This is a genomic window from Pseudoalteromonas sp. DY56-GL79 (genome assembly GCF_041414765.1).
Classification (GTDB): Bacteria; Pseudomonadota; Gammaproteobacteria; order Enterobacterales; family Alteromonadaceae; genus Pseudoalteromonas; species Pseudoalteromonas piscicida.
Genome location: NZ_JANHZS010000016.1, coordinates 98,842 through 112,078, shown reverse-complemented (window position 1 = coordinate 112,078; position 13,237 = coordinate 98,842). Strand labels below are relative to the sequence as shown.

The window sequence follows — 13,237 nt, the reverse complement described above, 5'->3', positions numbered from 1 at the left end:
AATGCGGATGAATATAACAGAAATATTAACAAGCACAACCCATTCTTTAACCAATATTATGCAATAGAACAAACTAAATTACACTTCCGATAATACTAAGATTGTTATTCCAAAGTTTCAATAGCGCATACTATCCATATGTCTTTTAAGAATAAGCAACATGACTAAATATAAAGTTAATTTAGAGAACGCCTCACAATTTAAATCGCTCCACGAGAGTGGCTAGGCGATGCGAGAAGCTACTGAGCGACTCGCTGCCTTTCGCCAAGCTTTGCATCGCCTGAGCATTATCGTTTGCGGTACTTTGCGCATCTAGCATCACCTGCTCAATTTGCTGACAATCCGTCGCTTGGTGATCAGCTGCTTGGCTCACTTCTTCACTTAACTGCGTAACCTGTAAAATAGCGTTGGCAATTTCATCCATGGCACTGGCTAGTGCCTCACTTTGTTTAACACATGAGGCAACATCACGCTGGCCGGAATTGATGGCCTCAGAGGCGGTATGTGTATCTTGTCTCAGTGCTGCGATCATTTGGTTAATTTCGTTGGTCGACTCTTGCGTCCTAGACGCAAGCGTTCTAACCTCATCGGCGACTACAGCAAACCCTCTCCCCTGCTCACCAGCTCGAGCCGCTTCTATTGCTGCGTTTAACGCCAACAGATTGGTTTGCTCAGCGATAGAAACAATGGTGTCCAAGATACTACCGATGTTCTCGCTATGTGTGGTCAACTTGGTCATGCTCTCTACCGCTTCACTCATACGAGTGCTGAGCGATAGAATATGTTGTTTGTTGTCTTGAGTGTATTTACTGACCTCTGTTTTATGCTGGTTAGCGGTATGGATGCTCGCGAGGCTTTCTGACGAACGCTCGGAAACCGCCAAAGCGCTAGCTGAAATACTTTGCGCTAAGCGATTGGCATTATCCATGCGGCGCATTTGCTCGGTCGCATTATTGGCTATTTGTTTACTTTCGCTTAATGATGATTCCGATAGTCCTTCTAACTCATGAACTTGGTTATTGATTGACTCTAGCAAAGCACGAAGATTGTCTTTAACCTGATTGATATTATCAATTAACTGACCAAATTCATCATCACTGCGCTTACTCATTTGTTTCGAAAAGTCTCCAGCAGCAAGGTATTTGAGCATTTTATTCACCGCAGCCAACGGCCCAAGCATTGCTCGGCTGGTTGAAACCGAGATAAACGCACCTAAAGCAATAAAGACAATTACCAATAAAATGGCGGTATTTTGCGCTCGCTCGATAAGGGTTTCAGCATTATTTTGAGAACGATTAAACGCCGCATTAGCGCTTTGCTGCATTTTCTCAAGCTCAGTTAAAATGGCAAACGCATGCTGCTCTGACTGCTTGTATAACATCGCCGCTTGTTGCTGCTGACGCAGTTTCTCTTGTACCGCAACATAAAGATGACCAGGCTCACCCAGCTTTTCTCTGAGCTTAGTCATACCCTCACTAAACTGATTTAACAAATCATCTGCATCCATGCCATAGGCTTGGCGCTTCAAAAACGTTAAGTTATTTTCAATATTATCTAACAAGAACAGCATGTCTTGCTGATGTTGCTCTACTTGCTCGAGGGTTAATCCGCTGATCCGCTGACTGTTGTTTTCCAAGGTAAACAACATGTCGTCAATACGAACGCCGGTGCCGACCATTTCTTCCAACTGCCGTGTTTTGTCTGTCTCGATTAACTCAAGATCCAGCATGGCATTGCTGGCCTGTTCTTTATCCTGTTTCAGTGCTTGATATTGTGATTGGATCCGTTGCTGCGCTTGTACAACATCAGCCTTGGCCTGCAACATTTGTTCTGCGGCACGACTGAGCTGCTCACCCAGCGCCAGAGTTTGCTTTAATGGTGTGACAAATTCAGGCATGGCTTGCGTCAATGACGTTAAGTGTTGCTGACGCTCAACATACAGTTGCTGCTGTGTGGTAAATTGCTGTCGAGCCCGATTAATATCTTGCTCGCTTTCGAGGGTATAAGCTTGGGAAATCAATTTGCTGAGCTTAAGCTGCTCAAGTTGCAAGGCGTCAGCACTGCGCTGAATAGGCAAAGTGACTTGCCCCATATTTTGATTAGCTGACTTTATTTGCGCCAATGCTAAATAGGCAAGCACGCACGCAAGTAACAGCAGCACGCCTAATGCACTAAAGCCTAAAGTAATTTTTTGTTTTATTGTTAGTTTACTTAGCATAATGTCATTGCTCTATTTTGAGTAAACAAACTATGTTACAAACGAGATAAAAAACCAAGTAAATACTCTAAAAATTACCAACATACCTTTTAAAAAGGTAGCCTCAAATTTGCGGTTTTGCTTACTTAGTTTTTGATTTTATTTTTAGTTTTAGCGATCATAACAGTTAGAAGATGTATTATTTAAGAGCATAACAAGATGAGAGAAACCGCAATCAACGAAGCAAAGACCTTATGCCAAAGCCATAAGAGCGCATTTTTATCTACCTTCTCTAACAATCAAAAAGGCTTTCCTTTTTCTTCTATCGCTCAATATGTTTTTCTTGAAGATAATCACTTTTACTTCTTTATTAGTGATATCGCCCAGCACACCAAGAATTTAGCCAAACACCCAGCACTTTCGTTTATGGTGCTTGGTGATGGCGCGGTTGAAGATGTTGAAAATCCGCGAGTTACTATTCTTGGGCATGCACACAAACTACCAAGAGTGGATAGCGAAAACCTGATTGCACAATTCGTAATAAAGCACGAAAAAGCTCAGCAATATGCCATGCTCGGTGATTTTCACCTATGGCGAATTGAAGTGGCTAGGGTTCGATATGTAGGCGGTTTTGGCCGTGCATTTTGGCTAGAAAAGCAGGAGTGGTACTAAACTGCAAAAGCGTGTTCATACTCGCTTTCTCGTCCATGCGGTTGCGATTGATTGGTCATGTCAGCCAAGGTTTTGCGCCAGAAACCGCACGAACTTTCAATCTTATCTTGCATACGCACTTTCCAACGGCCTTTGTATACCGACCAAATGTGTGCCATAAACTCAGTGGCGTAACGCTTTCTGCGCTCGGCAGGAGTAATATAAAGCGCACTGACTTCAAACTCTCGGCGGTTTGAAATACCAATTACGGTAAAGCCAACCAGCTTACCATCTGCATAAAAAAGATAGGCGATATTGGTTGCGCTACACAGTTCAAACGAGCCCACTTGCTTTTGATAATGACTCGCTTCTAGCAAATGTGTAAAAGTCTGCTCACTGTATTTATCAACTCGAATTAACTCTAGTTCAACCACTTTTTTAATCTCCCGCTTGGTGTACGGTTGATCATGCTTAAAGTTTGTGGGCGAATTGTGAAGTTTAAAAAAAACACCAATAAAGTATTTTAACAATTTAATTTTATTTGAATTTTAGCGGCTTGACCTTTAACCAAATTTCCAGCGCAATCACCTTTTCACTTGGCGAGCCTTCATTTTCTTGTGAAATTACTTCCGGATAATGTTCTATTAAGGGCGCATCTTCTGGCTCGTATCCGCTTTGTGGCAGCCACTTGGCGAAAATATCTAATTGGAAACTCAACAAGTCTTTAATTGCTCCACGGTAATCAAAAATTGCGTATATTCCCGCGCTGAGCACATTGAATTTATATGGCCGAGTCACCGCAGATTTTAACTCATCGTTAATCACAATTGCGCCATCGTAACGCGCTTTATCTAGTGGCGTAAAAACGGGATTATCATGACCAAAACCAAACTTTTGTACTTGGCTATAATCCAGTCCGTGTGCACTAGCCCACGCCGCAAGCTGCTGCCAACAGGCGCTTATTCCTTGCAATTGGTAGCCTTGTGACGCGCGTAATGTACATAAGGATAGCTGTGAAATAGAGTGTAGTTTAACCGGCTGAATAACACTGTGTCGCTCAGCTCTTAATGCGTGTATCCGGGTTAGTTGTGTCGTGTTAAGTGTCGGCTCAATGTTATTTTTTGCCACCAGCTTACGTAGTTGTTCTGTTTTTCGCACACTTGAAGGAGTCACACCAAAGTGCTCTTTAAATGCTCGCGAAAAGTTTGCACTGCCAGAAAAACCAAACTGTAGCGCAATATCTGTCACACTGTACTCTTCGGCTAGCAACAGCATATTGGCCGCGCGCTCCAACCTCACGCGATTAGTGTACTGGCTCAAAGATTCACCAATCACAGCTGCAAAAATGCGCTGGAAATGAAACTTAGAAAAATGGCTCAGGCTCGCCGCTTGCTGTAATGAAAGCGGCGACTCTGGATTGCTATGCACCCATTCAATGACAGGTTGTAACCGCCCTAAATATATCTCTTCAGCGCTTAACTTTTGCTCAGTTGATTGATGCAAGCTGTATCTCTCCCGATTGGCTCTTAGCTTGTTGATAGTGCCGCCAACACAGTATAAGTGTTAACCCTGCCGCTATAAAATCGGCCCCTACAAGTGCCATAAATACACCATTTAAGCCAAAGTAGTGCGGTGCAATAACGATTAATGGAACTAGAATAAACATCACCTTCAAGGCGCTGTAAAAACAAGCGCGTTTGGCATCACCTTTTGCTTGATAAAATCCAGATGCTAAAATTACCACGCCAAATAGCGGCATCCCCCAAAGGGCTGAGCGAAAAACGCGCTCTCCTATTTCGAGAAATTCACTCGCTTCGGTAAACAGGCTCAGCCATAGCCTCGGCAATCCCATCAACCCTAGCGTCAATAACAGCACAAATCCTGTCATACCTAAAAAAGCAATACGCGTACACGCTCTTACTCGCCCACTATGTCCTGCCGCTAAGTTATAGCCGACGATAGTTTGAAATGCGATCAACATTGCAATCGCGGGTAGAATTGCGAAATTAATAATACGTCCCAGCATGCCGTGGGCTACTACCCAATTTTCGTTTGCAAAAGACAACAGCTGCCAGTTAACCACCGCAGTTTGCACGCCAAGGCAAAATTGCGTGATTAAGATAGGCATACCGATTGCGAGGATCGGTAGCCAAGCACGAGGTTTCCAACACACCTTAATCGCAAGCAAGTCAGTACGCTTTCTTTTGAGCTGAAGCGCAATAACCAAAGCCCCCAATTGAGCTGCGATTGTCGCATATGCCGCACCTGCAACCCCCAAACCAAATTGCGCGATAAATAGATAATCAAGCAGTATATTGAGTACAGCTGAGACTAATAACAACAGCATCATCAACTGCGGTTTACCCTGACCACGGAACATATCAGCCACAATAGGTAATAAAACTCCGGTAATGGCACAAAAATATAACGGCTGTATGTAGCTAAGCGCATCCTTTACAAAAACCGCTTCCACTTGCAAAAGTGATAAGAGCTCAAGTGGATAAAGCCAACCAAGTACCAAGAATATCACGCTAACTATACCGCCAATTATCAGTCCATGACCGATAACCTCCGCGGCTTTATCCATTTGCTTTGCACCGATTAATCTTGTAATTGTGGCCGCCATACCTGCAGATACCATAGCGGTTAGCGCTATCATTAACACTTGCAGCGGGTAAACCATGGCCACAGCGCCAAATGCCATCTCTGACACATAGCGACTAATAAACCAGCCGTCGACCAAGGCATATAAACCCACAACGAGTAAACCGATACAAATGGGAATACAGGTTCGAATAAACAGCGCTAATATGGGCATCTCGGCGAGCTGCACAAGCCCTAATTGATTTTTATCTTTCATGTAAACTAATCCTCAGTTGCCATAACATGGCAAGGTAAAACTACTTATATGGAGAGGTTACAAATTCCAAACAAAGATAAATATTCAAATATTGCGAAGTTGATGAAATTGACGCACAAAAACCGGCATAACAAAAATCCCGCTACGATAACATTCTTTTACAACTCTATTTTGTTCCTAAGTTAGTATATTTTGTAACCTCTACTTCTTTGATTCACTTTTGAAAGGATTTTACTATGCGTTTAGGATTAACTATTGCAGTTGCAACTATTACCCTACTAACTGGTTGCGGTGGCTCTTCAACTGACTCACAAGACCAAGCACCACCACCCAAAACGGTCACGCCACCACCCACTCCCACAGAAAACAAACTCAATATCACGGCACTGGACCAAAACAATCATGTTTACTCGAGCAACTTGGGTTACACCACGACTTTGGAGCGCGTCTTCAACTTAAAAGACAACAAACTATTAGTGCTCGGAGAAACATCAAGTGTTGAAGAACTAGGTAATAAAGAAGGTTTTTATGCGATCACGAACCTAGATGGCCAAACTTATCAATATGAACAAACGCAAGAAGGATTTGTTGATGCCTGTGTTTTTGACTCAGGAGAATACGCCATAGGCCGATTTAAACGTGAAGATACTGATCAGTTCAGTGTACAACTTGAACGCTACGATGGCTCTGGGACTTTGCTACAAAGTGCTAAAATGAAGGCGTTATCAATGGACGTTAAATATGATATCCCAGCTGATAAGAGTGCTTGGCTTAAAAAGCCATTCACTATTATTCCGACAGACAATCCATTGAGTGAAATTCCATACACGCAAACTAGCATTACATGGTGGCGCTTTAACAATGTAAAATTCTCCTGCCATGACAACAACTTGTACGTCAGTTATAACAACGGAGGTCAAAAGATTGCGAAATACGACGTAAACCTCCAACTTAAGTGGCAAAAGCTGATTGATATTCGTTACTGGGCTAACAGCTCGCGTGCTTCTGAAGCAATTGAAATGGCGCTCTCTGAGAACGGATTCTTATACACAGTGCAAAATATTAGTACTGATGCAATTCCTGCCTACAATCATAAATTTTCGACCAACCATGCGATACCCGATAACACGGATCAAAGTGCGATGCACATGATTGTAAAAACCTTTAATGTAGACGGTGAACAACTCAATGAACAATTTATCAGTGATACTGACTCATCGTTAGTAGAGGATGTTCAAGTACATCAAGACAGTGTATTTGTTGGTGTATCGGCACGTCGCAGCAAAACGGGTAGAACAAGATATTCAAGCGAATGGGATATTGGTTTAGTAAAAGTTTACCATGGTGAAAGGGCTGCCGAGCGTTATTGGTATGACTTAGATAAAGAAGATGTGCTACGTGGAGTAAAGATCAGCAACGGCACATTATTTGTGTACGGCCATACTGGTGGTGTACAAGTGGACACAAATAGCTGGGTTGAACATAGCAAGGCGTTTATTGGGGAAATCAACATTGAAAACCTAGCCGATATTGCTGTTGAAACCACTAGCACCGCACGTTCCGCCAGTTTCCAAGACTTAACCATTCAAAATGGCGTGTTAAGCGCTGTGGGACTTGAGAATGCGCCCATGACACATTCGACCGATATCTCTATGGCGGGTTTGTTGATTAAAAAAACACTTAACGATTAAACCTGACAAGTGGTGGTAACGACCAAATTATCACCACTTATTATTAGCGCGAAAGCAAAGTAATCACAGCTTGAGCCCCTTTATTGTCCGGTAAATTCGCTAAATGCAACTCCCCTTGCTGAATACGAATAAGCTCCCTGCTCAACACCAAGCCGATACCTGAGCCATTTGGTTTAGTGGAATAAAATGGTACGAAAAGGTTATCTGGATTGGCGATACCAGCGCCGTTATCTGCTAGGGTAAAGCGCCAATTTTTTGGTTTATCTAGGGTTAGCGTTATGCCATCATTCCCCGCAGATTGATTTGCTTGCTCAGCATTATTGACAAGGTTGATCATAGCCTGCGTTAGCTGATCTTCATCACAATAAACCAAGCCCTTATTAAGCGCCTTTATCTCAACACCGGGAAATAAAGCTTGCCAGCGCGATACCAGCAACTCTACCTCAATGCTTTGCATATCAACGGGTGGAAGCTGCGCTACTTGTGCGTAGTTTGCAACAAATTGCTGTAAATGTGCGGCACGACTTTCTATTACCCCGAGCATAGTTTGCTGCATCTCAGGTGAAATGATATTGCCATCTTGTTGTAGGGATTGCGCCATTGAGTAGACCGGAGTTAAGGCGTTTCGCACTTCATGGTTAAGCACCGATAGTAGCTTTTGCCATACCTGCTTTTCATTATCTCGCAGCGCTTGCTCCACCGAGAAAAACACCAATAATTGATAGGCTCGCTGCCCCCGATATAGTTTATGAGCCGCAATGCTAAATCGAGAGATGTGCTTCGTATGCTGCCATTGCTCATCTACATACTGAAGCGCCAGAGCTTTAGCATGTGCACCATGTAACACCTGCTCTGGATACACTGTGTTCATGGCATGATTGGCAAAATATACATGATGATGCGCATCAAGTAGCACAATTGGCAGGGTGAGTTCGCTAATAAAATTAAATACAAAAGCTTCATTCTGACCATATTCTTGACGCTTTTGCTGTAATCGCGTGGCAGCTTCTTTGAGCTCGGCCTTGAGCAATTCAACCCGGCCCTTGCGGTATTGCGCTAACTGCCATACACCAAACTCTTCGTTGGTCACACCGTCCAACTGGACAGCCAAATTTTCAAGCACCTGCATTACTGCCCGATAGCCGTAACTCAGTGCGAATACAGAGGGGATCAGCACACCGAGCAACAAAGTGATTGCACTTAACAGCGTAAGCTCAAAATAGTAGATCATCCCAAGCGCGAGCATAGCAAGTGTAATTATAGGTATCGCAAAGCCCACCAGTAACTTGTGCTCAAGTGATGCCAGCTTAGCCATCAAGCTCTGCCTTTGGGCTAATATCATGCTTTTCTAGGCGTCGATAAATTGCAGATTTACTCAAGCCCAAAAACTCTCCAGCGGCCACTACATTGCCATCGAAATGGCGGATCGCTCTTGCAATCATGCGTTTTTCGGCTTCTTCAAGGCTCAAAAGTGGGATCTCTTGCTCTGGTACACCTTCCTCAAGCTCAATATCATCCGCAGTTATCTCAGGCTGAAGTCCTAAGATCACTGCTCGTTCAATGACATGAGATAGCTCACGAATATTGCCAGGCCAGCTGTAACTTAATAATTTGTCTAGCGCCGCAGCAGTTAGCGTGCGCTCCCGTCCGGTATCATTACCATGGCACCTAGTGTGTTTCGTTAAAAAATGGGCAGCTAAGTTTGGCAGCTCTGCTAATCTCGCTCTGAGTGGCGGTACCTTTAGCACCACCGTATTTAAGCGATAAAGTAAGTCCTGACGAAACTGCCCTGCGTTAATCGCTTCTGACAAATCCGTATTAGTGGCAGAAACAATCCGCGCGTTACTGCGGCGTGTTTCAGAATCTCCCACGACTTCATATTCACCCGTTTCGAGCACGCGTAATAGCTTGCCCTGAAGTGACAACGGCAAACTGCCGATTTCATCTAAAAACAAAGTGCCATTTTCAGCCATTTCAAACCGTCCAGTGCGGTTTGCTTTTGCATCGGTAAATGCGCCTTTGCGATGGCCAAATAACTCACTTTCAAATAATTCCGTTGGAATAGCGGCCATATTCACGCTCACAAAAGCGTGCTCAGAGCGACCGCTATTATCATGAATATATTTAGCCAACTGACTTTTTCCGCAGCCATTTTCTCCCAAAATAAGTACGTTGGCATTGGTTTTTGCAACGCGCTGAGCTTGCTGAAATAACTGAGTGGTTGCGTTATTGTCTGTGTGTGGTTCATGTGATGACGATAGCGCTTCAGCACTTTTGGTGTAGCGTCTAACGGTGTTCAGCAGTCGCTGGTTTTGCCAAGGTTTTTCAATGAGGTCACATGCGCCCAACTGCATTGCTTGGACCGCAAGTTCAACCTTGGCCCACGCAGTAATAACAACTACGGGCACACTCATTTGCGCTTGTCTCAGCCAACTAAGAAATTGCAGCCCTTCTTTTCCTGAGGTGGTATCTCTATTGAAGTTCATATCAAGCAAAATAAGCGCAACGGGCTGCTGCGATAGAATAGCTTTAGCTTCATCAGGGTGTGCAGCTTCAAGGCTCATAAAACCATGACTTTGTAGCACTATGGTGGCTGACATTCGCACGTCAGGGTTGTCGTCGATGATTAAAACTGGCGTCATCACTTCCTACTTATATTCTGTTTGGGCTTACGCCCAAACTTTAATGTTTTAATGCTCGCATTGGTGTCGAGTTTATTAACTGTCTCATTGGGTAAATCGCCGTGGCTAACGCAAAAGCCAACATGGTAACAATCACTACAAACAACCAGCTAGATTTTGCCAACAACCAATCTGACGAAACACTCATATAAAATCCCGCAACAACCATAATGGCAGCCAACATCGCCACTAGCATCGGCGCGATGGTATCTGACAATAACAACCGATATAAGCGGTGTCTTTTGGCACCAAGTGCCATTCGCATCCCAAACTCGTAGCGTCTTTGTTGAAAGCTATAGTTAAGCACGCCATATATGCCCACCCCAGATAACAATAAACAAAAACCACAAAGCGCAAAGCTTAGCAATAAAGTCAAACGCTCCAAATAGGTAATGCTTTGATATGTCTTTGTTAAGTTTGAAAAACGCCATATTCCCGCCTGACCATTCACGGTGCTGATGGCATTTTGGATCTGAGCGCGAGTAAGTGATGCTCCCGTCTCCATTTCTATCATAAATGGATAACCCAAAGGCAGCGCAGGTAGCCAAACCGCTTTACCTTGAAGCTCATGATGACGTTTAGGATGGTTGAAGTTTTTTGAAATGCCTACGATTTCAGCAGGTACATCTGGGTTAAAAATAAAATACGTTTCACCAATCACATCACCGCCCGGTTTTAACGCCTGTGCCGCGGCTGAAGAGACAATAGCCTCTTCCTTTTCGCCTCGAATTGCAGCCTCGCTAAACGTGCGTCCTGCAACGAGTTCAAGCCCAGTTAATGCAAAATAATCCGCCCCAACGTTACCTCTAACCATGCTCGGTGTCCATTCACCCGCCATATCCTGCATAGCAACCACAGGGACATCGCTTTGTAATGGACTTTCTCCATGGGCGACGCCTAACACGCCCTGAATGTTAGCCAACGCGAGTTTGAATCCTTCAATATTGGCGTAACGCGCGGGAAATGGAGTGGGATCTGCGGGAATATGCAGCATCACGCTATACATATTGTCCAACTTTGTTCCGAGCGGTCTAAGCAAGGTATCGGCGCTTTTACATAGCACTAAGGTCGCCCCAAGCACCAGCACAGTGGTAAAAAACAGCTGTACCGCAACCAGTGTTTTTGTCGTCGTTGTGCGTACCGCTTTTACGCTACCCTTACCTGACGACTGCATGCTTTGCTTAAGTTGGCTAAAATCAATCATGCGTGAGGTGACAAACGCAAACAATAAAGCTAATAACAGTACGGTTAGGATAGCACTGAGCAGCACCGTGGTATCTAAGCTTAAAGTGTCAATCAGCGGCAAATAACCACTGGTGAGCGATTTAACTAACCTCAGCTCCCACGCGGCGATAAATAACCCCACCAGCACAGCGCTTGACACCAATAACAGCGCTTCTAGTAAGATTCCACGAAACAACAGCTTACGCTTTGCACCGAGCATAGCTTGTAAGGCCAGTTGCTGCTGGATGGTGTGAGCTCGAGAGATAAACAAATTACTTACATTAAAAATTGCGATGAGTACCAAGCATGACACACTCAACAATACGATAATGGCAAGCTTGTCATGTCCCGCCAGTTCTACGTCACGGTAGGAACGTACTATAGGTTCAATATCAAGTAACGCTTCGTCAGCCGATTTCCATTCGCTTTGGTACAGTTTAACAGTTTGATATAGCTGCTCTGCGAGGATATCCTGATCACTACTGGCTGGTAATATCGCCAGTAACTTCAAGTTATTTAGTCTGCTACTCCACGGATGATATTCGCCGCGCTGATCACCAAAAAATCGCTCGTCTTCTGAAAAACTAAGCCACAGCGCCCCATTTCCTTCACTTAAAAAGTAAGGATCAACATGCGTACGTGCAGCAACACCGACAATAGTGTACAGTCTGCCAACAATCCGCAGACTCTCCCCAAGCACCTTGTCATCACCATCGAAGTATTGTTGCCAAAGTTTATAGGAAATAATGACCTCTGGATTTTTCTGGCTAATGCTTTTCGTCGGCGTTAGGTATCGCCCCAGTGCTAGCGGCATTTTCACCATACTAAAATAATCCGAACTTGCAAAAGTCAGCGTAAGCTTTGGCCTGCCAGCTAGATTTTCAACCACATCGGAAAAGCTACTGATCAAAGCTCGCTTTTCATACATGGAGGGACTCTGATACCAGTTCAGCATATTTTGAAAGCTTTGCAGCCCTTCAGACATCCTATCTTGGTATACGTTTTTTTGTTCTACTACCACAAATCTTGATTCATCTTCAATCTCAAGCGGCTTAATAAAAAAGCCACTAAATAGACTCAATGCGACAAAAAAACAGCTTAACGCGAGTGCCAACGTCAGTACTAATGTGATACAAAAATTCGGCACCTGAAGCAAACTTTTAATTGCCAGCCCTAGTTGACGCCGAAATTGCAAAAACCCCATTACACCACCTCCGCAGCACAAATATCACGTTTTGCAACGCTTGATGAAACCTGTACCCCATCTAAAAGCTGAATTTGTCGCTTGGCATAACCTGCATAGCGAATATCGTGCGTCACCATGCAAATGGTTGTGCCTTGTCTGTTTAACTCCCCCAGCAAGGCCATTACCGCATCACCATTTTTAGAATCGAGGTTTCCAGTTGGTTCATCAACTAATAAGATACTTGGCTCGCCTGCAAGCGCACGCGCAATAGCCACTCGCTGCTGCTGTCCACCAGATAGTTGGTTTGGTTTATGTTTTGCTCGGTGGGACATTTCAACTTGCTTAAGTGCGCCCATCACACGGCGCTCAATTTCGTCAGTCGCAAGCGCAGGCTCACGATATTGAAGCGGTAAAGCCACATTATCAAATACCGTTAACCCATCGAGTAGATTAAATGACTGAAAGACAAAACCGATATGCAAATTACGGAGCTCTGCTTGCGTGTCTGCGTCTAGCGTACTGGTTTCTATATCTTGGATGCGATAGCTGCCCGAAGTGATGTCATCTAATAGTCCAAGAATGCTCAATAGAGTGGATTTTCCCGATCCTGACGGACCAGTTATCGCAACGTAATCGCCCCTTTCAATTTCAAGGTTAATGTTGCTAATGGCGTGAGTTTCAACATCCTCGCCAAAGAACACTTTGCTCACTTGATGTAATGCCAAAATTGTCTTGTCCATTTGTTCT

10 protein-coding genes are annotated in these 13,237 nt (G+C 44.1%); 2 read left to right on the top strand and 8 right to left on the bottom strand.

Features of this window, described 5'->3' with window-relative positions:
* Positions 1-193: 193 nt before the first annotated feature.
* A complete protein-coding gene (locus NO992_RS13255) occupies positions 194-2,218 on the bottom strand; it encodes a methyl-accepting chemotaxis protein (protein WP_371377821.1) in 2,025 nt (674 codons plus the stop codon).
* Between the two features lie 198 nt (positions 2,219-2,416).
* On the opposite strand from NO992_RS13255, the gene NO992_RS13250 reads away from it, so the two are divergent.
* Positions 2,417-2,869 carry a HugZ family protein gene (locus NO992_RS13250; protein WP_371377818.1) on the top strand — a complete coding sequence of 151 codons (453 nt, stop codon included), beginning with the start codon at positions 2,417-2,419 and terminating at the stop codon, positions 2,867-2,869.
* Here NO992_RS13250 and NO992_RS13245 read toward each other — a convergent pair.
* The 3 genes from NO992_RS13245 to NO992_RS13235 form a co-directional block, all read right to left on the bottom strand.
* Positions 2,866-3,282: a GNAT family N-acetyltransferase gene (locus NO992_RS13245; protein ID WP_223229711.1), complete on the bottom strand. Its 417-nt coding sequence runs from the start codon at positions 3,280-3,282 to the stop codon at positions 2,866-2,868. The two genes, NO992_RS13250 and NO992_RS13245, sit on opposite strands and share 4 nt — an antisense overlap.
* 103 nt (positions 3,283-3,385) lie before the next feature.
* Entirely contained in the window at positions 3,386-4,351 is a 966-nt protein-coding gene (locus NO992_RS13240; RefSeq protein WP_371377815.1) for a GyrI-like domain-containing protein, read from the bottom strand.
* A complete protein-coding gene (locus tag NO992_RS13235; protein ID WP_371377812.1) occupies positions 4,335-5,708 on the bottom strand; it encodes an MATE family efflux transporter in 1,374 nt (457 codons plus the stop codon). The genes NO992_RS13240 and NO992_RS13235 overlap by 17 nt, the downstream gene beginning before the upstream one ends.
* 236 nt (positions 5,709-5,944) lie before the next feature.
* Here NO992_RS13235 and NO992_RS13230 point away from each other — a divergent pair, with 236 nt between their 5' ends.
* On the top strand, positions 5,945-7,399 hold the full coding sequence (locus NO992_RS13230) for a hypothetical protein (protein ID WP_371377809.1): 1,455 nt from the start codon (positions 5,945-5,947) through the stop codon (positions 7,397-7,399).
* A gap of 43 nt (positions 7,400-7,442) precedes the next feature.
* Here NO992_RS13230 and NO992_RS13225 read toward each other — a convergent pair whose 3' ends face one another.
* From NO992_RS13225 to NO992_RS13210, 4 genes are read right to left on the bottom strand one after another with little or no spacing between them, the layout of a single operon-like run.
* Positions 7,443-8,714 (bottom strand): PAS domain-containing sensor histidine kinase, encoded by a 1,272-nt coding sequence (locus NO992_RS13225; protein WP_371377806.1) that lies wholly within the window; start codon positions 8,712-8,714, stop codon positions 7,443-7,445.
* Positions 8,707-10,041, bottom strand: coding sequence for a sigma-54-dependent transcriptional regulator (locus tag NO992_RS13220; protein WP_371377803.1), 1,335 nt, complete (start codon positions 10,039-10,041; stop codon positions 8,707-8,709). Before NO992_RS13220 ends, NO992_RS13225 begins: the two co-directional genes overlap by 8 nt.
* A 40-nt stretch (positions 10,042-10,081) precedes the next feature.
* Positions 10,082-12,508, bottom strand: a complete 2,427-nt coding sequence (locus tag NO992_RS13215) for an ABC transporter permease (RefSeq protein WP_371377801.1) — start codon at positions 12,506-12,508, stop codon at positions 10,082-10,084.
* On the bottom strand, positions 12,508-13,230 hold the full coding sequence (locus NO992_RS13210; protein WP_371377798.1) for an ABC transporter ATP-binding protein: 723 nt from the start codon (positions 13,228-13,230) through the stop codon (positions 12,508-12,510). Before NO992_RS13210 ends, NO992_RS13215 begins: the two co-directional genes overlap by 1 nt.
* Between the last annotated feature and the right edge of the window lie 7 nt (positions 13,231-13,237).